The 19,532-nt window shown below is 69.3% G+C and carries 18 protein-coding genes; 9 read left to right on the forward strand and 9 right to left on the reverse strand.

Translation table 11 applies throughout. From position 1 onward, the window contains the following. The first annotated feature begins 144 nt into the window (after window positions 1–144). On the forward strand, window positions 145–1,128 hold the full coding sequence (locus ACV7NL_RS15190) for a LacI family DNA-binding transcriptional regulator (protein WP_463356102.1): 984 nt from the start codon (window positions 145–147) through the stop codon (window positions 1,126–1,128). Between the two features lie 324 nt (window positions 1,129–1,452). Continuing rightward, complete coding sequence (locus tag ACV7NL_RS15195; RefSeq protein WP_463356103.1) at window positions 1,453–3,783, forward strand: putative bifunctional diguanylate cyclase/phosphodiesterase; 2,331 nt, start codon at window positions 1,453–1,455, stop codon at window positions 3,781–3,783. Window positions 3,784–3,790: 7 nt separating this feature from the next. On the opposite strand, the gene ACV7NL_RS15200 is transcribed toward ACV7NL_RS15195, so the two are convergent. The 4 genes from ACV7NL_RS15200 to ACV7NL_RS15215 all read right to left on the reverse strand — a co-directional run bounded on the left by ACV7NL_RS15200 (window position 3,791) and on the right by ACV7NL_RS15215 (window position 8,494). Next, the gene (locus tag ACV7NL_RS15200) at window positions 3,791–5,446 is read right to left on the reverse strand and encodes an acyl-CoA thioesterase (RefSeq protein ID WP_463356104.1); all 1,656 of its coding nucleotides are present in this window, start codon (window positions 5,444–5,446) and stop codon (window positions 3,791–3,793) included. 433 nt (window positions 5,447–5,879) lie between these two features. Then, the gene (locus ACV7NL_RS15205; RefSeq protein WP_463356105.1) at window positions 5,880–6,674 is read right to left on the reverse strand and encodes an ABC transporter ATP-binding protein; all 795 of its coding nucleotides are present in this window, start codon (window positions 6,672–6,674) and stop codon (window positions 5,880–5,882) included. 16 nt (window positions 6,675–6,690) lie between these two features. Next, on the reverse strand, window positions 6,691–7,494 hold the full coding sequence (locus ACV7NL_RS15210; protein WP_056190629.1) for an ABC transporter permease: 804 nt from the start codon (window positions 7,492–7,494) through the stop codon (window positions 6,691–6,693). Window positions 7,495–7,501: 7 nt separating this feature from the next. After that, window positions 7,502–8,494, reverse strand: a complete 993-nt coding sequence (locus tag ACV7NL_RS15215; protein ID WP_082503726.1) for an ABC transporter substrate-binding protein — start codon at window positions 8,492–8,494, stop codon at window positions 7,502–7,504. Between the two features lie 115 nt (window positions 8,495–8,609). On the opposite strand from ACV7NL_RS15215, the gene ACV7NL_RS15220 reads away from it, so the two are divergent. The 4 genes from ACV7NL_RS15220 to ACV7NL_RS15235 all read left to right on the forward strand — a co-directional run bounded on the left by ACV7NL_RS15220 (window position 8,610) and on the right by ACV7NL_RS15235 (window position 13,249). Beyond that, window positions 8,610–9,548 carry a 3-hydroxyacyl-CoA dehydrogenase NAD-binding domain-containing protein gene (locus ACV7NL_RS15220; RefSeq protein WP_463356106.1) on the forward strand — a complete coding sequence of 313 codons (939 nt, stop codon included), beginning with the start codon at window positions 8,610–8,612 and terminating at the stop codon, window positions 9,546–9,548. 143 nt (window positions 9,549–9,691) lie between these two features. Further along, window positions 9,692–10,627: a dihydrodipicolinate synthase family protein gene (locus ACV7NL_RS15225; protein ID WP_463356107.1), complete on the forward strand. Its 936-nt coding sequence runs from the start codon at window positions 9,692–9,694 to the stop codon at window positions 10,625–10,627. A 22-nt stretch (window positions 10,628–10,649) separates the two neighbouring features. Continuing rightward, window positions 10,650–12,368, forward strand: a complete 1,719-nt coding sequence (locus ACV7NL_RS15230) for an IlvD/Edd family dehydratase (protein ID WP_463356108.1) — start codon at window positions 10,650–10,652, stop codon at window positions 12,366–12,368. Between the two features lie 89 nt (window positions 12,369–12,457). Further along, window positions 12,458–13,249 carry a 2-keto-4-pentenoate hydratase gene (locus ACV7NL_RS15235; RefSeq protein ID WP_463356109.1) on the forward strand — a complete coding sequence of 264 codons (792 nt, stop codon included), beginning with the start codon at window positions 12,458–12,460 and terminating at the stop codon, window positions 13,247–13,249. A 39-nt stretch (window positions 13,250–13,288) separates the two neighbouring features. Here the strand turns inward: ACV7NL_RS15235 and ACV7NL_RS15240 are convergent, their stop codons facing one another. Beyond that, on the reverse strand, window positions 13,289–14,527 hold the full coding sequence (locus ACV7NL_RS15240) for a CaiB/BaiF CoA transferase family protein (RefSeq protein ID WP_463356110.1): 1,239 nt from the start codon (window positions 14,525–14,527) through the stop codon (window positions 13,289–13,291). A 154-nt stretch (window positions 14,528–14,681) separates the two neighbouring features. Here ACV7NL_RS15240 and ACV7NL_RS15245 point away from each other — a divergent pair, with 154 nt between their 5' ends. Together ACV7NL_RS15245 and ACV7NL_RS15250 are read left to right on the forward strand one after the other, a co-directional pair. Then, complete coding sequence (locus ACV7NL_RS15245) at window positions 14,682–15,911, forward strand: acyl-CoA dehydrogenase (RefSeq protein ID WP_463356111.1); 1,230 nt, start codon at window positions 14,682–14,684, stop codon at window positions 15,909–15,911. Between the two features lie 121 nt (window positions 15,912–16,032). Further along, window positions 16,033–16,686 carry a TetR/AcrR family transcriptional regulator gene (locus ACV7NL_RS15250; RefSeq protein ID WP_463356112.1) on the forward strand — a complete coding sequence of 218 codons (654 nt, stop codon included), beginning with the start codon at window positions 16,033–16,035 and terminating at the stop codon, window positions 16,684–16,686. 28 nt (window positions 16,687–16,714) lie between these two features. Here ACV7NL_RS15250 and ACV7NL_RS15255 read toward each other — a convergent pair whose 3' ends face one another. From ACV7NL_RS15255 to ACV7NL_RS15265, 3 genes are all read right to left on the reverse strand, one after another. Next, complete coding sequence (locus ACV7NL_RS15255; RefSeq protein WP_056481036.1) at window positions 16,715–16,927, reverse strand: hypothetical protein; 213 nt, start codon at window positions 16,925–16,927, stop codon at window positions 16,715–16,717. Then, a complete protein-coding gene (locus ACV7NL_RS15260) occupies window positions 16,927–17,058 on the reverse strand; it encodes a hypothetical protein (protein ID WP_274533606.1) in 132 nt (43 codons plus the stop codon). Before ACV7NL_RS15260 ends, ACV7NL_RS15255 begins: the two co-directional genes overlap by 1 nt. A gap of 123 nt (window positions 17,059–17,181) precedes the next feature. Then, window positions 17,182–17,556, reverse strand: coding sequence for a hypothetical protein (locus tag ACV7NL_RS15265; protein WP_056481038.1), 375 nt, complete (start codon window positions 17,554–17,556; stop codon window positions 17,182–17,184). Between the two features lie 144 nt (window positions 17,557–17,700). Here ACV7NL_RS15265 and ACV7NL_RS15270 point away from each other — a divergent pair, with 144 nt between their 5' ends. After that, window positions 17,701–18,780 carry an apurinic/apyrimidinic endonuclease family protein gene (locus tag ACV7NL_RS15270; RefSeq protein ID WP_463356113.1) on the forward strand — a complete coding sequence of 360 codons (1,080 nt, stop codon included), beginning with the start codon at window positions 17,701–17,703 and terminating at the stop codon, window positions 18,778–18,780. 19 nt (window positions 18,781–18,799) lie between these two features. Here ACV7NL_RS15270 and otnC read toward each other — a convergent pair whose 3' ends face one another. Then, a complete protein-coding gene (gene otnC / locus ACV7NL_RS15275) occupies window positions 18,800–19,516 on the reverse strand; it encodes a 3-oxo-tetronate 4-phosphate decarboxylase (protein ID WP_463356114.1) in 717 nt (238 codons plus the stop codon). Window positions 19,517–19,532: the final 16 nt, after the last annotated feature.

Raw genomic sequence — 19,532 nt, forward strand, 5'->3', positions numbered from 1 at the left:
TTGCCGGTGCAGTTGTTGGCTGTATGAAAACGTTTTCACAAATCCTGTCAACGGAATTCGGCGCAATAATGCAACCCGGACCCTTGTCGATCACGGATCCCGGTGCCAGAACGGCGCTATGACGCTGAAAACGTTCTCTTCCCGATGAGTGCCAGTATTCGCGACGTGGCGCGCGCGGCCGGTGTCTCGACGGCGACGGTCTCCCGGGCTCTGGGGCGGGGACCGGTCAGCGACGTCCTGCGCCAGCAAGTCGAAGCCGCGGTTCGAGCCACCGGATACCGCCCGAACCTCTCGGCCCGGCGCCTGCGCTCACAATCAACGCAGACCATCGGGTTGATCGTCGCCGACATCCGCAATCCCTTCTTCACGGCCGTGAGCCGTGCGGTCGAGGATGCCGCCTACGCCGCCGGCATGCGGGTGATCCTGTGCAACACCGACGAGGACCCCGAGCGCGAGCGTCTGTACCTGCGCCTGATGGAGGAGGAGCGGGTCACCGGCGTGATCTTCGCGCCCACCCGCGTCACCGCCGAGTCGCTCAAGGCCGACAGCCTGGACGTGCCGGTGGTGTTCATCGACCGGACCGGCCCCGCGGGCACCTATGACAGCGTGGTGCTCGACAACGCGGCCGCGACCGGCACCCTGGTCGATCATCTTCGAGCCCGGGGCTATCGCCGGATCGGCGGCCTGTTCGGCTCGACGAGCTCCACGGCGCAGGAGCGGCAGGCCGGCTACGAGGTGGCGATCCGGCGCCTCGGCGCCGAGCCCCTGGCGCGCGTCGCGCCGCCCACGGCGGAGGCGGCCGAAGCCACGCTGACCCGCTGGCTGACCGAGCCGGACCGTCCCGATGCGCTGATCCTGTCGAACGGCCTGATGCTGATGGGAGCAGTGCGGGCCGCGCGCGCGCTCGCCCTGGCGGTGCCGGACCGGCTCGGCCTCGCCGGCTTCGACAACGACCCCTGGACCGACCTTGTGGAGCCCGGACTCACGGTGATCGAGCAGCCCGTCGCGCAGATCGGCGCCCAGGCGATGGCGCTGCTGTTCGACCGGCTGAAGGCGCCGGCGGAAGCGGTGCGCAAGGTCACCCTGAGCGGCCGCCTCGTCGTGCGGGGATCGTCGGGGCGCATCTAGACCCGTTCCGGAGCGCGGGATCACGGAGAGGCGACCGAGGAGGATCGGAGACATGACGGGTCGGGCGATCCGTATCCCGACGGCCGGATGGTCCGGCCCGCCCGGAGCCAACGATCATGCGGGAAGATCACGCCATTTGCGTCGATTTCCGATATTCAAAATACACTTGAGGATCATAGCATGGTTCACCGAAGGATATTATTTTTATGTTAACCTTCTGTTTCGCCCATCGTCGAAGAATCCCGGCTACAGGTCATATTAAGAGTTTCCACCTTTAGTTCCAGGTCTACAGACGCTCAGCAAGGGACGTCGGTGTCGTTCGAGATGTTGATTTCATTCCTGGTCGACACGGATCGGCGGGGCGGACCCCTGGATTCCAGTCTGCGCGATCGCGTTCGTCTCGAGCAGATCGATGTGGCCCTCCGCCTCGTGCCCTTCACGGTGCTGGTCAGCCTCAGCGTCGTGCAGGTCATCGTGTACCTTTACTGGAACTCGCCTGAGCGTACCTATCTGGCCCTGCTCGAAGCCTGCATCCTCCCGCTGGCCGTCGGTGCGCTGGAGCAGTGCTGGCGTTGGCGCTCGCGCGCCAAGCCGACCGAGGTGAATCTGCGCTTCGTCCGCCGGGTGACGCTCGCGGCGTTTCTCTACGGGTGCCTCCTGGCTTCGATCCCCGTCATGCTGTTCGGCAAGGCCGACGCGGATGGCCGCCTGCTGATCGCGGCGAGCTGCGCCGGCCTCATCGCCACCGGCATGAGCGCGGCGGTCCTGCCCCGCGCCGCTATCGCGTATTCCGGCCCGATCATCGTCGGTTCGTTCGTCGCCCTCGTGATGACGGGCGAGCAGTTCTACATCTATGTCGGCCTTCTCCTCACCTTCTATGCCGCGTTCATCTGCCTGACGATCATCCACCTGAGCCGTCTCGTGACGATGCGGGTGATCGCGCAGGCCGATCTCGAACGGCAGCAGGAATTCACCCACCTGCTGCTCAACGAGTTCGAGGAAAGCGCCAGCGACTGGCTCTGGGAGACCAATTCCGACCTGCGCCTGCAATACGTGTCCCCGCGCCTGATCGAGGTCGCGGGCTCCTCCGAGCGCCAGCTCCAGGGCCTTCCGCTCGAACGGCTGCTCCTGCCCTCGCTTGCCGCGCCGTTCGGGCATCCGAGCGCGAGCCTGTGGAAGCATATCGAGGAGCGCCGCGCGTTCCGGAACATCCTGCTCCCCATCGACATCGCCGGCGAGGCGCGCACCTGGTCCTTGAGCGGCAAGCCGACCTTCAGCCGGAAGGGCGAGTTCGCGGGCTTCCGCGGCGTCGGCTCAGACGTCACCGAGAAGCGGCGCTCCGAGGAGCGGCTGTCGTACCTGGCTCTGCACGATTCCCTCACCGACCTCCCCAACCGCGTCCTGTTCCAGCAGCAGCTCGACAGCCTTCTCGCGGACCTCGGGGAGGCCGACCGGTTCGCCGTGCTGGCCCTCGATCTCGACGAGTTCAAGAGCGTGAACGATACCTTCGGCCACGCCACCGGAGACGCGCTGCTGCGCGCCATGGCCGAGCGGCTGCGCCGGGCCGCGCCCGACGTGCTCCTCGCGCGCCTGGCCGGAGACGAGTTCGCGATCCTGGCGACGGGGTCGCACCTGCGCGACGACTACGCCCTCGAGGCCCTGGCGAGCGGGATCGTCGAGGCCATCGCCCTGCCGTTCCACATCGAGGGCATCTGCGTCAGCGTGGGCATCAGCATCGGCATCGCAGTCGCCCCGAAGGATGGGCGCCGCGAGATCATGCACCGCGCCGACCTGGCACTCTACCGGATGAAGAACGAGGGCCGCAACGGCTACCGCTTCTACGAAGCCGAGATGGACGAGCGCATCGAGGCCCGGCGCGCCCTGACGGCGGATCTGCGCGGCGCGCTCGATCGCGACGAGTTCGTCCTCTACTTCCAGCCCATCGTCAGTGCGGCGGACGGCCGGATCCACGGCTTCGAGGCGCTGCTGCGCTGGAAGCACCAGATCCGCGGCTTCGTCTCCCCGGCCGAGTTCATCCCCCTGGCGGAGGAGACCGGCATGATCATCCCGATCGGGGAATGGATCATCCGGGAGGCCTGCCGGATCGCCGCGAACTGGCCGCGGGGCCTCCACATCGCCGTCAACCTGTCGCCGATCCAGTTCCGCCACTCCGACCTGACCCTGATCGTGCGCTCGGCCCTGCGGGACAGCGGCCTTCCGGCCGGCTGCCTCGAACTCGAGGTGACGGAATCGGTGTTCCTCGAGGCGACGCCGGCCGTCCACACCACCTTGATCAAGCTGCGCGAGATGAACGTCCGGCTCTCGCTGGATGATTTCGGGACGGGCTATTCGAGCCTGAGCTACCTGCGCCGCATCGCCTTCGACAAGATCAAGATCGACCAGAGCTTCGTGCGCGACCTGCCGCACGAGAAGAGCGGCGCCGCGATCGTGCGGGCCATCGTCGACCTGGCGATGAGCCTCGACATGACGATCACCGCCGAGGGCGTGGAGACCGAGGCGCAGCGCCTGTGCCTGGCCCAGCAGGGCTGCCACGAACTCCAGGGCTACCTGTTCAGCAAGCCCCTGCCCCTGAAGGAGGCCGCGGCGCTGGCGGCGCTGCGGGTGATCCGCCCGAGGCAGCCTCACGCGGCCTGATCCCGGCTCAGCGTCCCCCGATCGCCGCACTCTCCGCGGCCTGCGGCGGCTGGACCGTATGAGGCGAGGATTTCGGCCAGTAGGGCAGGAAGCCCTCGACGATCGAGCGGGGGATATCCAGGGGCCGGAACAGCTGCGTGTCCACGAACATCAGCGACTGCTCGCCCCGGCCGAGAAGGCCGTGCCGCTCGCTGTGGATCTCGTGGGCGAGAGTAACGAACTTGCGATTGTGGTTGGCGATCCGCAACCGGACGACGATGGGCTCGAACTCCGCGGCCTCGCGCCGGAAATCGTGGGTGAAAGACTTGGTCAGGACGTAGAAGCTCGTCGTCTTCAGATCGAACCGCGGCATGCAGATGTTGAAGAACAGCTCGCGCGTCTTGCCGACCCAGCGGACGTAGTTGGCGAAATAGACGTTCCCGACCGAATTGGTGTCGTCGTAGGTCGGGATCATCCGCATCACGAACCATTGCCCGTCGAACCCGTGCGACATGACCGCGTCCTCGCGCGCCATCGTCACCACGGGGGCGGCGATCGGGGCGGGCGCCTGCGGGACGGCGTTCGGGTCGGTCGCCGAGGCGACGGGCTGGGGCGCGGTCCAGCCGAAGAGATCCAGGATTGCCGGCAGCGCGCCGATCAGGCCGATCAGCGGCGCGATCGCCAGAAAGGCCGGAACGGGCGTGACGTAGCCCGCGAGGAAGATCAGCGCCGCGGTCAGGCCGATCATGTAGCTCAGCACCGGATCGTAGGGCCGTCTGGCACCAAGGGTCTCGCCGACGAGGCTGCCCGCAGCGCCGACCAGGAGCGTGGCGAAGGGGAGCATCAGGTACATCATCGACAGGTTGGCGGCGATCATCGCGAAGGCGAGCGCCAGCGCGGCGAACACGATCCAGACCGGGGAGGCGATGAGGCCCGCCGGGATGAAGGCGAGCAGCGGGGAGGAACTCCGCGCCGTGACCGCCGTCATGAACCAGCGCGTCGCGCCGTAGAAGCTGTCGAAGGTCGAGGCCGCCGCGATGACGGTCCACACCACGAAGGGCAGGACCACTCCGTCGAGGTGGCCGCGAGCGATCGCGAGGGCGACCGCCGGCTGCAATCCGGTGATCCCGTCGGCCGACACGATGCTGCCGGCCGACCCCGCCGCCGCCGCCAGCAGGGCGTTCATCGACAGAAGACCGAAGAACAGGATCGCGCCGACGCCATAGGCCAGCCGGATCGACGCGCCTTCGCGCCGGATCTCCACCGCCCGCTGCCAGTGCTGCACGTCCATCCACGGTCCGAGCAGGAAACCCACGAGGGTCGGGACGACGAGACCGGTGAAGCGATCGTCGAGGGCGAACAGCGGGAGGCTGGCGGCCTGCGAGGCCGGCCAGAAGCGCACGAGGGCTACGCCGGCGGCGATCAGCCCGATGACCAGATAAGCCGCGTGGAGTGTCTTGAGCCTCCGCAACGGAAGCGCGTGTCCGATCGAGCAGGCGGCCAGGATCAGAACGGAGAGTCCGAGTTCGGCCTGCGTGCCGAACAGCGGAATCCACGCGTAATACGCGAAACCGAACACTGTGATGGCGAAGGCAAACAGTTGGCACAATTGGAACAGGAGCGCGTATCGCGACCCGACATCGGCCAGGATCTTGGCGGGATTTCTCTGAGGCGCTCCGAGCATCCACCCGAATAGGCAAAGCCCTCCCGCATTAGGCAGTGCAAACGCAAGGAACCCAAGCCATCCATTGGTCAGGGTCACATGAATAGTATAGAAGAACCCCAATCCCCAGAACCATGACAAGGCGATGGTGGGCGACCACATCAGGGATCGAGAAAAACTAGACTGCATTTTAATCACTTAGCAGAGGATTACCTCGCGGTTTTTATCTGATCAGATCTCCAAGTGAAATACGATTATCATAAGAAAGGACGGGACGCCGAGCGTCGGCCGACAGATATTCGAAAGGTCGCGGTGCGCCGAGGCGCCGGGCCCATCGGGCGCGCGGATGAGGTGCGGATCACACGCGGATCGAAACGTCAGGATCCAGCCCTGATCAGGCCGGGGCGACGACCGGGCGAGCCCGGTTCCGGGTCCCACCGGCGGGGGTTGCGGTTCAGTCCACCGCGGCCCCGTGCAGCTCCGCGCTGGTGAAGCGCTGCTGCTCGGCCATCACCAGGCCGGCGAGTTCGCGCTTGAGGGCGTTGAACTCGCCCGAGGCGGTGTCGCGCGGGCGTGGGATCTCGACCGTGAGGTCGCGCTTGATGCGGCCCGGCCGGTAGGTCATCACCAGGATGCGGTCGGCGAGATAGATCGCCTCCTCGATCGAGTGGGTGACGAAGATCACCGTCTTGCGGAACTCGGCCCAGATCCGTAGCAGCTCGTCCTGCAGGGTGCGGCGGGTCAGGGCGTCCAGCGCCCCGAACGGCTCGTCCATCAGCATCACGGGCGGGTCCAGCGCCAGGATGCGGGCGATGGCCACGCGCTGGCGCATGCCGCCGGACAGGTCCTTCGGGTAGCGCTTGCGGAAATCCGACAGGCCGAGGGTGGCGACGATGCGGTCCACCGTCACCGTGGCGTCGGCGCGCGGCACGCCCTGGATGTCGAGGCCGAAGCGGACGTTGTCCTCCACGTTCATCCAGGGAAACAGGGCGTATTCCTGGAAGACCATGCCCCGGTCCGGGCCCGGCTCCGTCACCGGGCGCCCGCCCATGCGGATCTGCCCGGCGCTGAGGGGCATGAAGCCCGCCACCGCGTTGAGCAGGGTGGACTTGCCGCAGCCGGACGGCCCGAGCAGGCAGAGGAACTGCCCCTCCGGCACCGTCGCGGTGATGTCGTCCAGCGCCGGCACGGCGCCGGCGCCCGTCCCGAACACCTTGCTGGCGTGAGCGATCTCGATCTGCGCCGACATGATCAGCCGTCCCGGTTCAGCGTTCAAGGCCGCGATGCCAGCGCAGGAGGTGGTCGTTGAGGCGCGACATCGCCCCGTCGATGATGAGCCCGAGGATGCCGATGGTGAGCATGCCGCCGATGATCTTGTCCGACCACATGTACTCGCGCGCCTCGAGGATGCGGTAGCCGAGGCCGTCCGAGACCGCGATCATCTCGGCCACGATGACCACGATGAAGGCGGTGCCGATGCCGATACGCATGCCTGCGAGCACGTAGGGGCTCGCCGCCGGCAGGATCACCCGGCGGAACATCGTCCAGGGCTTCGCCCCGAGATTGCGGGCCGCGCGGATGTAGATCGAATCCACCTGCCGCACGCCCGCGATGGTGTTGACCAGCACGGGGAAGAAGGTCCCGAGCGCGATCAGGAACAGGGCCGGCGGGTTGCCGAGGCCGAACCACACGATGGCCAGCGGGATGTAGGCAATGGGTGGAATCGGCCGCAGGATCTGGAGAAGCGGGTTGAACAGCCCATAGAGCCGGTCGCTGGTGCCGAGGATGAGCCCGACCGGCACCGCGAGCCCGGCGCCGACGCAGAAGCCCATGAGGACGCGCGCGAGGCTCGCCACCGCGTCGTGCGGCATCTCGCCGGAGACCAGCCACTGCCCGTAGCTCTCCGTCGCCGGATCGTAGGGCAGGCCGGGCAGGAGGCCCTGGTACCACTTCACCGCCACCGCGCTCGGCGGCGGCAGGACGATCGGGGAGAACACGCCGGCCCGGCTGAGGATCTCCCACAGGACGAGGAGGACGAGGGGGACGAGAGCGCCGCGAAACCGGTTCATGGTCCGCTCAGTTCGTCTTGAGCTCGGCCTTGGCCTTGTCGAGGAGGTCGGTCTTCACCCACTCGGCGTCGGATTTCGGCGGGTTCACCATCTTCCCGAGGCCGTACTTCATCATGTAGTCGGTCGTGGTCTGCATGTGCCCGGCCGGCACGTCGTAGGTGTACTTCGCGTTGGCCATGCCATCGCGAAAATCCTGGCTCGAGAGCTGGCCCTTGAACACCGTTTCACGGACGTACTTCTCGGCGAGCGCCGGATCGTCGATGAAGGCCTTGGTGGCGGCCACGAACAGCTTGAGGACCCTGGCGGCGACCTCGGGCCGCTCGTTGTACATCTTCTCGGTCATCACCAGCGGGCGCACCGGCACGCCGATGGGGGTGTCGTAGGGCTTGACCACCTCGGTGGCGTAGCCCGCGCTGATGGCCTGGGTCGATTGGGGCTCGCTCTGGCAGATCACGTCGACGTATTTCTGCGCGAGCGCCTGGTTCAGGTCGGCGTAGTTGTTGAAGTAGATCAGCTGCACGTCCTTGCCGGCCCGCTCGGACCAGGTCATTCCGTGCTTGTCGAGCTCGGCCAGCAGCATCAGGTCCTGGGTGCCGCCCCGCACGGTGGCGACCTTGAGGCCCTTCACGTCCTTCAGGGTCTTGACCGTGTCGAGGTCGGGCCGGCGCAGGATGCGGACGCCGCCATTGGCGAAACCCGCCACCACGTAGAGCTTCACGCCGTTGCCGCGCGCCGCCACCGCGCCATCGGCGCCCGAGGCCGAGATGTCGATCTGGTCCACCGCCATGGCGGGGTAGATGTCGGCTCCCTTGGCGAAGACCTTCTCGTCGATCTTCAGGCCGTATTTCGGGGCGATCTCCTTCATGTAGGAGATCGCCCCGTAATGGGCGAACTTCAGGTTGCCGAGGCGCACCACGTCGTCGGCCCGGGCGCTGCCGAGAGCCCCCAGGGTCGCGAGAACGAACAGGGCTGCGCGCGTCGTCGCGTGGCGCTTGAACATCGGTGTCCTCCGGTCGCGGGTCGTGGCGCCCGCTTTGTCCGCCGTGAAAACGGTCGGTACAGTCTTGAGTTAAGCGTATTCTGGATTCGAATGTAAAGCGCCGGGAGGGAGAGTTTTGGCGGGCCTTGAAACGGATGAAATCGGCCGGGTCACCGTGCTGGGCTGCGGCACCCTGGGTGCCAGCTGGGCCGCCCTGTTCCTGGCTCACGGCCTCGATGTGGCGGCCTGCGATCCCGCGCCCGGGTTCGAGGCGAGCGCCGGCCGGGCGATCGAGGCGGCGCGCGCGCAGCTGGCCGAGCTGGGCTTGCGCGGGCAGGGCGCGCTGCAATTCTACGGCCGCCCGGAGGACGCCCTCGCCGGCACGGACTACGTGCAGGAGAACGCGCCGGAGAACGAGGCGGTGAAGCGCACCCTGCTGGCGGAGGTCGATCGCCTGCTGCCGCCCTCGATCCTCGTGGCGTCGAGCACCTCGGCGATGCTGCGCAGCGCCCTCGTGGCCGATTGCGTCCGGCCGGAGCGGATCCTGGTGGCGCATCCGTTCCACCCGCCCCACCTCGTGCCGCTGGTGGAGATCGTCGCCGGCACGCCCGCGGTGGCGGCGCGGGCCGCGGCCTTCTATGCCCGCCTCGGGCGCCGGCCCGTGATCCTCGACCGCGAGATGCCGGGCCACATCGCCAACCGCCTCGCCTCGGCCCTGTACCGGGAGGCGGTGAACCTCGTGGCCGAGGGCGTGGCGAGCGTCGCCGACATCGATGCCGCCCTGTGCAACGGTCCCGGCCTGCGCTGGGCCGCGATGGGCCCGCACATGACCTATCACCTGGGCGGCGGGGCGGGCGGCATCCGCCACTATCTCGACCATCTCGGCCCGAGCCAGGAGCGGCGCTGGGCCAGCCTCGGCACCCCGAGCCTGACGGAGGCGGTCAAGAACCGGATCGTGGACGGGATCGAGGCCGAGGCCGCCGGCCGCTCGCTCGAGATCCTGGCCGAGCGCCGCGACCGGTCCCTCATCGAGATCCTCAAGGCCCGCATCGAGGTGGCGGGGGAGGGCTCCTGAAGCCTCGCGCGGACCGCCCGATCCGCGGCCGGCCGCGGTCAGACCTCGTCAACCCGACAGCGCCAACGATCCCCCGACGATCCCCTGCCACTTCCTCGTCACTTCCCCGTTCCGCGGCCCCGCCGACCCCCAAGGAGGACACCATGGCTCTGACCAGCGCGATCAAGGGGGTGATCCCCATCGCCCCGACCCCCTTCCATCCCGACGGCCGGGTCGACGAGGCCTCCCTCGACCGGATGTGCGGGGTCTTCTCGGGCGCGGGCGTCGATGGCGTCACCATCCTGGGCCAGCTCGGCGAAGCGCCGAAGCTCGACCATGCCGAGGCGGTCGCCATCGCCAAGCGGGTCGTCGGGCGCCTGGATATCCCCGTCCTCGTCGGCGTCTCGGCACCCGGTTTCGCCGCCATGCGGTCGCTCGCCCGCGGGGTGATGGATCTGGGTGCGGCCGGCGTTATGATCGGGCCGCCCAACACCCTGCGCACCGACGATCAGGTGGTGGCCTATTACCGCAACGCCGCCGAGGCGATCGGCGCCGACGTGCCCTTCGTGATCCAGGATTACCCGCTGACCTTCTCGGTGGTGATGACCCCCGCGGTCATCCGCCGGATCGTCACCGAGAATCCGTCCTGCGTCATGCTCAAGCACGAGGATTGGCCGGGGCTCGACAAGATCACGGCGCTGCGCGCCTTCGAGCAGGACGGTTCGATGCGCCACATCGCGATCCTCACCGGCAATGGCGGCCTGTTCCTCGACTTCGAGATGGAGCGCGGCGCGGACGGCGCCAACACCGGCTACGCCTTCCCGGAGATGCTGGTCGACGTCGTGCGGCTGTCGAAGGCCGGGGCGCGCGATGCGGCGCACGACCTCTTCGACGCGCACCTGCCGTATCTGCGATACGAACAGCAGCAGGGTCCCCTGGGCCTCGCGGTGCGCAAGTACGTCTTCCAGAAGCGGGGCATCTTCGCCTCGGACGCCCAGCGCAAGCCGGCCGCGAGCCTGTCGGCGCAGGGCAGGGCGGAGGTCGACTACCTCCTGTCGCGCATCGCCCGCGTCGACCCACGCGCCCGCGTGGCGCCCTGACATCCGGAACGGGACGCGCATCATGAGCAAAGGTCTGCGCAAGGGCCTCACCAGCTACGGCGACGCGGGCTTCTCCCTGTTCCTGCGCAAGGCCTTCATCAAGGCGGCGGGCTACTCGGACGATGCCCTCGACCGGCCCATCGTCGGCATCACCAACACGGCGAGCGACTACAACCCCTGCCACGGCAACGCCCCCGCCCTGATCGAGGCGGCCAAGCGCGGGGTGATGCTGGCCGGCGGCCTGCCGATGGTGTTCCCGACGATCTCGATCCACGAGAGCTTCGCCCACCCGACTTCGATGGTCCTGCGCAACCTGATGGCCATGGACACCGATGAGATGCTGCGGGCCCAGCCGATGGACGCGGTCCTCGTCATCGGCGGCTGCGACAAGACCCTGCCGGCGCAGATCATGGCGGCGGCGAGCGTCGACCTGCCCACCGTGGTCATCCCGGTCGGCCCGATGGTGGTGGGCCACCACAAGGGCGAGGTGCTCGGCGCCTGCACCGATTGCCGCCGGCTCTGGAGCGCTCATCGGGCCGGCGCGATCGACGCCGAGGAGATCGAGCGGGTCAACAGCCGCCTCGCCCCCTCCGTCGGCACCTGCATGGTGATGGGCACGGCCAGCACCATGGCCTGCGTCACGGAAGCGCTCGGCCTGTCGCTGCCGATGAGCGCCACCGTGCCGGCGCCCCATGCCGAGCGCATCCGCATCGCCGAGGCGAGCGGTCGCCGCGCCGCCGAGATGGCGGTCTCGGGCGGCCCGCGGCCGAGCGAACTCCTGACACCGGCCGCCTTCCGCAACGCCCAGGTGGTGATGCAGGCGATCGGCGGGTCGACCAACGGCCTGATCCACCTGACCGCCATCGCCAATCGGACGCCGCACGGCATCGATCTCGACGCCTTCGACGCAATCGGCCGGGCCGTGCCCGTGCTGGTCGACCTCAAGCCCTCGGGCCAGCACTACATGGAGCATTTCCACCATGCGGGCGGCCTGCCGACCCTGCTCCGGAACCTGGGATCGCTGATCGATCGCGACGCCCGCACCGTGGCGGGCGGCACCTTGCGGGACGTGGTGGCGCATGCCGAGGACGTGCCGGGCCAGACCGTGATCCGCTCCGCCGGAGACCCGATCAAGCCGGTCGGCGCCATGGCGGTCCTGCGCGACAATCTCGCCCCGCGCGGCGCCCTGATCAAGCACAGCGCCGCAAGCCCCGCCCTGCTTCAGCACACCGGCCGGGCGGTGGTGTTCACCTCGATCGCCGACATGACCACCCGGATCGACGATCCCGACCTCGACGTCGGACCGGACGACGTCCTCGTCCTCCAGAACGGCGGACCGAAGGGCGCCCCCGGCATGCCCGAGGCGGGCTACCTGCCGATTCCGAAACAGATCCTGGCGCGCGGGATCAAGGACATGGTGCGGATCTCCGATGCGCGCATGAGCGGAACCGCCTTCGGCACCATCGTCCTCCACATCACGCCGGAATCGGCCGTTGGCGGCCCCCTCGGCCTCGTCCGGAGCGGCGACCTCATCAGGCTCGACACCGCGGGCCGGCGCATCGACGTGCTGGTCGACGATGCGGAGCTGGAGCGGCGCCGGATCGCGCTCGGACCGCCCGTCAGACCGGATTGGGCTAGGCGCGGCTACTTGCACCTGTTCTACGAGACGGTGCTGCAGGCGGACGAAGGCTGCGACTTCGATTTCCTGCGGGCCGAGCCTTCTCCGGACAGGGCGCGCTGAGGAAACAGACGCATTCGGGCGCAGGAATCCGGTAGAGGATCCGGGAGGGGATCGGTCGCGCTCCGCTCCGCCCGACAGCAAGGTCCGCCATGTCCGATACGTTCGATTCCGATACCTTCGATCCCCGGCCCGCCGCGGAGCTGCTGCGGGATGCCTATCGCGACGGGCGGCCCTTCGCCGAATTGCCGGAGGCCGTCCGCCCGCGCACAATGGCGGAGGGCTACGACGTCCAGGATCGGCTCCTGGCCGCCCTCGACGCGGAATCCGTCGGCTGGAAGCTCGCCATTGGCAGTCACAAGGGCAAGCGCAGTTCCGGCGTCGGCCGCTCCATCGCGGGCCGGGTGCTGAAGGATCACCTTCACGCCGACGGCGCCGCGCTCCGGATGCCGCATGCCGGCGCGGTCACGATCGAGTTCGAGATCGCGTACCGGATCGCCCGCGATGTCGCCCCGGACGCTCCCGTGGTCCCGGCGGCCGACATCGTCGGCGAGACCTGCGCGGCGTTCGAACTCGTGCTGTCCCGGTTCTTCGATCGCCGCGCCGTCGGCTGGCCGAGCTTCGCCGCCGACAATTCCGCCTTCCAGGCCCTGGTGCTCGGCCCGGCGATTCCGGCGGCCGACCTCGCCGAGGTGGCGCGCAGCCTCGTGGTCGAAGTCGACGGGACCGAGCGGGTCCGCGCCGTCACGGGCGACGACGTGACCGACCCGCTCGCCGCGCTCACCGACCTGATGGCCGTGGCGCGCGAGCGCGGCATGACTCTTCCCGCCGGCAGCATCGTCTCCACCGGCACGCTCTCGGTGCCGTTCGACCTGGCGGAGCCGGGCCGGATCACGGCGCGCTTCGCGGGCCGGAGCCTCGGGTTCACGCTGCTGCCGGTTTGAAGACGCCTGCGGGTTCGAGGGATTCGTCCTCGGGTCGCGCTACGGTTTTCCGTCCACCGGCTCCGCCCGGATCTCTCCCGCGCGCCGCGCGTCGGATTCCGCTCGGATCTCGGCGCTCGACGCCCCGAGGGCCGGCGGCATCAGGCGGACGGGCAGGCGCTCCCCGTCGAGGCGATAGGGCGGGGCGAGGACGTGGGCGCGCGGATGGGCGTCGCCGCCCTGGGGCAGCACGAGGGTACCGGCCCGCGCCCGATCGGAGGTCAGGGCCTCGTGCAGACCCAGCACCTCGCCGCAGGGAATGCCCGCCGCGTCCAGCCGGGCGACGAGATCGGCCCGGGTCCAGCGGGCGAGTTCGGCCTCGAGCGCCGGCAGGAACTGCGACCGGTTGCGCGAGCGCTCCAGGTTGGTGGAAAAGCGCGGATCGGAGGCGAGGTCGGGACGCTCCAGCACCTGCTCGCACAGGCGGCGGTACTGGCCGTTGTTGCCCACCGCCAGGACGATCGGGCCGTCCCCGGTCTCGAACACGCCATAGGGCGCGATCGACGGATGGGCGTTGCCGGCACGGACGGGATCGTGCCCCCGCACCATCGCCTCCAGGCCGCAATAGGCGGTGAGCGCCACGCCGCAATCGAACAGGGCCAGTTCGACGTGGCGCCCGAGCCCGGTGCGCTCGCGCTCGAACAGGGCGGCGAGCACCCCCTGGGTCGCGTATTGCCCGGTGAAGAGGTCGACCGCCGCGAGGCCGAACTTCAGGGGGGGCCGGTCGGCCTCGCCGTTCAGCGCCATCAGGCCGGACTCGCCCTGCACCACGATGTCGTAGCCCGGCCGCGTCGCCTCGGGGCCGTCCGAGGCGTAGCCGGAGATCGAGCAGTAGATCAGGCGCGGGTTCTCGGCGCTGAGGTCCGCGTAGCCGAGGCCAAGGCGATCGGCGCCGCCGGTCTTGAAATTCTGCACCACCACGTCGCTGGACCGGGCGAGATCGCGCGCGATCGCCAGCCCCTCCGGGGTGGCGAGGTCGAGGGTGATCGAGCGCTTGTTGCGGTTGGCGCTGTCGAAATACGAGGTGTTGGTGGCGCCCGTGCGCAGGCCCCAGTCGCGGGTGTCGTCGCCCCGCTCCGGGTGCTCGACCTTGATCACTTCGGCCCCGAGATCGCCCAGGCACATGGCGCACCAGGGGCCGGCGAGCACGCGCGAGAGATCGAGCACGCGGATGCCGGTCAGCGGCAGGGCCGGCGATGAAGGCTGTGGGCCGCCGTCCTGCGCCGTCGTCTCGCCCATACGTGTTCTCCCATCCCTGCGCCGCCCGGCACGACGCCCTCCGGCGCGGTGCCTGTCTACCAGGAATTCGCCCCGTTCCACTCCGGCGCCGCGCGGGTGGCCTCTCCGGCGCGGCCTGATAGGATCGCCGGAACAGACAATTCGAGGAACGCCGATGAACGCTCCGACGCGCCCGCCCGGCTCAGCCGCGCCGACAGCCCCCGCTTCCGCCGGCTTCGCCTGGGACGATCCCTTCCTGATGGACGACCAGCTCACCGAGGACGAACGCGCCATCCACGAGGCGGCCCGGTCCTTCGCGCAGGAGGAACTCCTGCCCGGCATCGTCGAGGCCTACGCCCACGAGACCCCCAACCCCGAACTCTTCGCCAAGATGGGCGCGCGCGGGCTGCTGGGCGTGACCCTGCCGGAGGAATACGGCGGCGCCGGCGCCACGTACGTCGCCTACGGCCTCGTCGCTCGCGCCGTCGAGGCGGTGGATTCCGGCTACCGCTCGATGATGAGCGTGCAATCCTCGCTGGTGATGTACCCGATCCACGCCTACGGCTCGGACGACCAGCGCCGCAAGTTCCTGCCCAAGCTCGCCGCCGGCGAGTGGATCGGCTGCTTCGGCCTGACCGAGCCCGATGCCGGCTCGGACCCGGCCGGCATGAAGACGAAGGCCGTGCAGACCGACGGGGGCTATCGCCTATCGGGAGCCAAGATGTGGATCTCGAACGCGCCCTTCGCCGACGTGTTCGTGGTCTGGGCCAAGTCCGAGGCGCATGAGGGCGCGATCCGGGGCTTCATCCTGGAGAAGGGCATGCCGGGTCTCTCGGCCCCGACCCTGAAGGGCAAGCTTTCGCTCCGCGCCTCCACCACGGGGGAGATCGTGATGGCGGATGTCGAGGTGGGGGAGGACGCGCTTCTGCCCAACGTCTCGGGCCTGAAGGGGCCGTTCGGCTGCCTCAACCGGGCACGCTACGGCATCGCCTGGGGCGCCATGGGGGCGGCGGAGGATTGCTGGCACCGGGCGCGGTCCTACACCCTGGAGCGCCAGCAATTCGGCCGGCCGCTCGCCCAGACCCAGCTCGTTCAGAAGAAGCTCGCCGACATGCAGACCGAGATCGCCCTCGGCCTCCAGGCCGCACTGCGGGTCGGGCGCCTGTTCGACGCGGGGCGGATGGCGCCCGAGATGATCTCGCTGATCAAGCGCAACAATTGCGGCAAGGCCCTCGACATCGCCCGGGTCGCCCGCGACATGCACGGCGGCAACGGCATCATGGGCGAGTACCATGTGATGCGCCACGCCCAGAACCTCGAGACGGTGAACACCTACGAAGGCACGCACGACGTCCACGCGCTCATCCTCGGCCGGGCGCAGACGGGGCTGCAGGCGTTCTTCTGAAACGGCAGGAGGGGCGAGCCGGATCAACATGGCGGAACCGGGTCCACATGGCGTTGGTGCCGCCGCCCTGGTGTTCGCCGGGCAGGGCTGGCATCGTTTCCCCGGGGGAGGACACCGCGCCGTGACTCAGAGGGACGTGACGCCGTCGCCGGTCCGGCGCCTCGGCCGCCCGCCGCGCGGGACCGAGGGCGACGTCCTGCTGCGCGTCCTGGCCGCAGCCAAGGCGGTGTTCCTCACCGAGGGCTTCGAAGCGGCGAGCATCGACGCGATCGCGGGTTCCGCCGGTCTGTCGAAGAAGACGATCTACACGCGCTTCACCTCCAAGGTCGATCTTTTCGAAGCCGTCTGCGTGCGCTTCATCGAGGAGAACGTGCCCTCCATCGAGCGGGTGGCGGCCGAGGCCGGCTCCCTGGAGGAGCGGCTCCACCGCATTGCCCTCGCCATCCTCGAGACGGTCCTGACCCCCGACTGCATCGCGTTCCGGCGGGTGATGGTGGCCGAGGCCGCGCGCTTCCCGGAATTCGCCCGCGCGCTCCATGATTTCGGATTGGCACGCGTGGTGCCCCTGGTCGAGCGCTGCCTGGAGGAAGGCGTCCGGTCCGGCGAGATCGCCGTGGAGGATGTCCGTCACGCGGCGGACGCCTTCCTGGGGCTGACCATCCGGGGGTTCGTCGACCGGACGGAACTCGGCCTGGAGCGGCCGGGCATGACCCACGTCAAGCGCGAGACGTTGAAGCGCTCGCTGGATTTCTTCCTGCGGGCCTGCCGGCCCTGAACGCGGTCCCCGCCGTGCGACGCGGGTCCTACGGCGCCTTGGCGGGCGGGAAGGCGGTTCCCGGGCAATTGGCGGCGAGCCCCGTATCGCCGACCCGGTCGGGTGCGCAGGCGGGAATGGCCGGGCGGCCGCCATTCTCGATGCGCGCCTCCTGCAACCGCTCGAACTTCCACAGGCCGAGGCCGATCACCACCAGGATGGCGAGCAATGCGGCGCCCGCGAGCGGCAGCCAGCGCGGCATCAGCGGGCGCTCGCGCCGGCTTCCGGCACCGGCTGGGTGTGGGCGGTGTCGCCGTGCTTGACGAAGGTGAACAGGATCACCCCTGCCAGGAGAGCGACGGCGGCGATGAAGACGGGAAACAGGCGACGCATCGGAAGAAGACCACGCTGATCGAACGGAGCGCCGGGTATGCGCCGGCGGAGGTGTATAACGCGCGGACCGGCGCCTGGGTCGCAGGATCCGTCATCACGAATTGGGCGGCGGGGAAGATGGCGTCAGCCGCCCGCCGTGAGCCGCTGACCGGCCTCGCCGTAGCCGAGCCGCGCGCCCTCGCGATTGACGATCCCGAAGCGCAGGGTCGCCTGTTCGAGGTAGTCGATCGCCGCGACGAGGGCGCGGCGCGCCGGCTCGACGGCCTCGGGCTCGTCGTCGGGCGGCGTCTCGGCGAAGTTGACGGCGGCGATGAGCACCCGGTCGCGCTCGTCCTCGATCCGGCGATCGCGTTCGACGCGCCCGCGGATGTCGGCGTCGAAGGCGGCCACGACCGCGAAGGGGAAGTCGTCGCGGCGCGACCCCTTCGGGTAGGCCAGGGTCAGCCGGCGGGCGAGGTCGGCCGCGTGCCGGACCTGATCAGCGAGTTTGGCGTCCATCGGGGCTCCGGGTCCGGCGCGGGAGCCGGCACGTTACGCTTGCACCGGACCACCCTGCACAAGGGTTCGGCGCCGGGGCAACGCGCCTGGGCCGGCCGGGGGTTCCGGCCGTGCACCAATGGCGTTCCGCCGCGTTATCGCCCCATGACCGATCCAACACCCCGCCTCGGCTTCTGCTGCAAGTTCATCCTCGAGGCCCCGCCCGAGAGCTTCAAGACCCTGAAGGCCGCCCGCGAGGCGACCCTGCAGATGAATCTCACCCACGCCACCATGGCGCATCTGAAGACGCTGGCGCCCGCCGCGCGGCGGGCGAAGCTCGAGGGTCTGGTGCGCCACAACCTCGGCGCCCTGGAGCGGCAGGTGGCCTGGGTCGCCGCCCGGCCCGTGATCGAGCGCCTGCTGCGGATCGCCAGCAACGTCCTGCCCGGCTACACCCACGCGGTGGCGCAGGACATCTACGCCGAACCCGAGATGCGCCGCCTCGTCGAGGACGGCCTCGCCCGGATCGGCGCCATCGCGCGGGATGGGGCGGTGCGCCTGAGTTTCCATCCGGGGCCGTTCTGCGTCATCGCCTCGCAGAACCCGAATGCCGAGCGCAACGGTATCGAGGAACTCGAGCACCACGCCGAACTCATGGCGATGCTCGGCTACGGCCAGGGCTGGCATCCGCACGGGGCCCACATCAACATCCATGTGGGCGCCCGCGACCCCGGCATCGCCGGCTTCCGGGCCAGCCTGCCCAAGCTCTCGCAGACGGCGCGCGACCTCCTTACGGTCGAGAACGACGAGAACGTCTTCGGGCTCGACACGGTGCTGGGCCTCGCCGATGTCGTTCCGGTGGTGCTCGACCTGCACCATCACTGGGTCGAGAGCCGGGGCGCGTATATCGAACCCGACGACCCGCGCGTGATGCGCGTGCGCGAATCCTGGCGCGGGGTGCGCCCCGTGGCGCATATCAGCGTCTCGCGCGAGAGCCTGCTGGAGGGCCACGCGCCCGACGCCCTGCCGGATTTCGCCGCGCTGACGGAGGCCGGCCACAACTGGCGCGACCTCGCCGCCCATTCGGACATGATGTGGAACCGGGCCGTCAACGCCCTGGTGGCCCGCCACATGGCCTGGGCCGATTTCGAGATCGAGGCGAAATCCAAGAACATCGCCTCGGTCGGCATCGCCGCCGAGATCGCGGCCGCCCTGCCGGGGGCGCAGATCGAGGTGGCAGCCTGAATCGACGCCGGTCGCGGTCTCAATGCCCGTGGTCGTGCCCGTCCGGCTCCGGCAGGGTCAGGCCGAAATGGCTGACGAGATCCTGGACCTGCCCTGGGCTGAGGTGGCGCGGATTGAGGTTGCGCAGGAGGAGGTAGAGCTTGGCCGTCTCCTCCAGCTCCTCGGTGGCGAAGACCGCGTTCTCCAGGGTGGTGCCGGCCACCACCGGGCCGTGATTGGCCAGCAGCACCGAGGCGTAGCGGCCAGCCAGCCCCCGGATCGCGTCCGCCACCGCCGGATCGCCGGGTCGGTAATACGGCACCAGGGCCGTGGCGCCGGCCCGCATCAGGTAATAGGGCGTCAGTGGGGGCAGCACCGCCTTCGGGTCGATCTCCGGCAGCATCGAAACCGCGACCGCGTGGGTCGAGTGCAGGTGGACGATGGCGCGCGCCTCCGTGCGGCTGTCGTAGAGCGCCGCGTGAAGCGGAATCTCCTTCGTGGGCGCGTGGCCCGAGACCAGGGCGCCCGTAGCGTCCAGGCGCGAGATCGTGGCCGGATCGAGGAAGCCCAGCGAGGCGTTGGTGGGCGTCACCAGCCAGCCGCCGTCGTCGAGGCGGAGCGAGATGTTGCCCGACGAGCCCGGCGTCAGGCCGCGCTCGAACAGCGAGCGGCCGAACCGGCAGATCTGTTCGCGAAGCCGGGACTCGCTCGGTGTAGTCTCGCTCGATGTTCTCTCGTTCGATGTTCTCTCGCTCATGGCGTTCCTTGATCGT

The organism is Methylobacterium sp. Ger2507, assembly GCF_055231875.1.

What these genes read in the sequence shown, in the direction of transcription:
- ACV7NL_RS15195 (WP_463356103.1), top strand. Translation starts at nt 1,453, where the DNA reads ATGTTGATTTCATTCCTGGTCGACACGGATCGGCGGGGCGGACCCCTG.
- ACV7NL_RS15265 (WP_056481038.1), bottom strand. Translation starts at nt 17,556, where the DNA reads ATGGACGCCAAACTCGCTGATCAGGTCCGGCACGCGGCCGACCTCGCC.
- ACV7NL_RS15200 (WP_463356104.1), bottom strand. Translation starts at nt 5,446, where the DNA reads ATGCTCGGAGCGCCTCAGAGAAATCCCGCCAAGATCCTGGCCGATGTC.
- ACV7NL_RS15215 (WP_082503726.1), bottom strand. Translation starts at nt 8,494, where the DNA reads ATGTTCAAGCGCCACGCGACGACGCGCGCAGCCCTGTTCGTTCTCGCG.
- ACV7NL_RS15230 (WP_463356108.1), top strand. Translation starts at nt 10,650, where the DNA reads ATGAGCAAAGGTCTGCGCAAGGGCCTCACCAGCTACGGCGACGCGGGC.
- otnC (WP_463356114.1), bottom strand. Translation starts at nt 19,516, where the DNA reads ATGAGCGAGAGAACATCGAACGAGAGAACATCGAGCGAGACTACACCG.
- ACV7NL_RS15225 (WP_463356107.1), top strand. Translation starts at nt 9,692, where the DNA reads ATGGCTCTGACCAGCGCGATCAAGGGGGTGATCCCCATCGCCCCGACC.
- ACV7NL_RS15210 (WP_056190629.1), bottom strand. Translation starts at nt 7,494, where the DNA reads ATGAACCGGTTTCGCGGCGCTCTCGTCCCCCTCGTCCTCCTCGTCCTG.
- ACV7NL_RS15245 (WP_463356111.1), top strand. Translation starts at nt 14,682, where the DNA reads ATGAACGCTCCGACGCGCCCGCCCGGCTCAGCCGCGCCGACAGCCCCC.
- ACV7NL_RS15260 (WP_274533606.1), bottom strand. Translation starts at nt 17,058, where the DNA reads ATGCGTCGCCTGTTTCCCGTCTTCATCGCCGCCGTCGCTCTCCTGGCA.
- ACV7NL_RS15235 (WP_463356109.1), top strand. Translation starts at nt 12,458, where the DNA reads ATGTCCGATACGTTCGATTCCGATACCTTCGATCCCCGGCCCGCCGCG.
- ACV7NL_RS15190 (WP_463356102.1), top strand. Translation starts at nt 145, where the DNA reads ATGAGTGCCAGTATTCGCGACGTGGCGCGCGCGGCCGGTGTCTCGACG.
- ACV7NL_RS15240 (WP_463356110.1), bottom strand. Translation starts at nt 14,527, where the DNA reads ATGGGCGAGACGACGGCGCAGGACGGCGGCCCACAGCCTTCATCGCCG.
- ACV7NL_RS15255 (WP_056481036.1), bottom strand. Translation starts at nt 16,927, where the DNA reads ATGCCGCGCTGGCTGCCGCTCGCGGGCGCCGCATTGCTCGCCATCCTG.
- ACV7NL_RS15270 (WP_463356113.1), top strand. Translation starts at nt 17,701, where the DNA reads ATGACCGATCCAACACCCCGCCTCGGCTTCTGCTGCAAGTTCATCCTC.
- ACV7NL_RS15205 (WP_463356105.1), bottom strand. Translation starts at nt 6,674, where the DNA reads ATGTCGGCGCAGATCGAGATCGCTCACGCCAGCAAGGTGTTCGGGACG.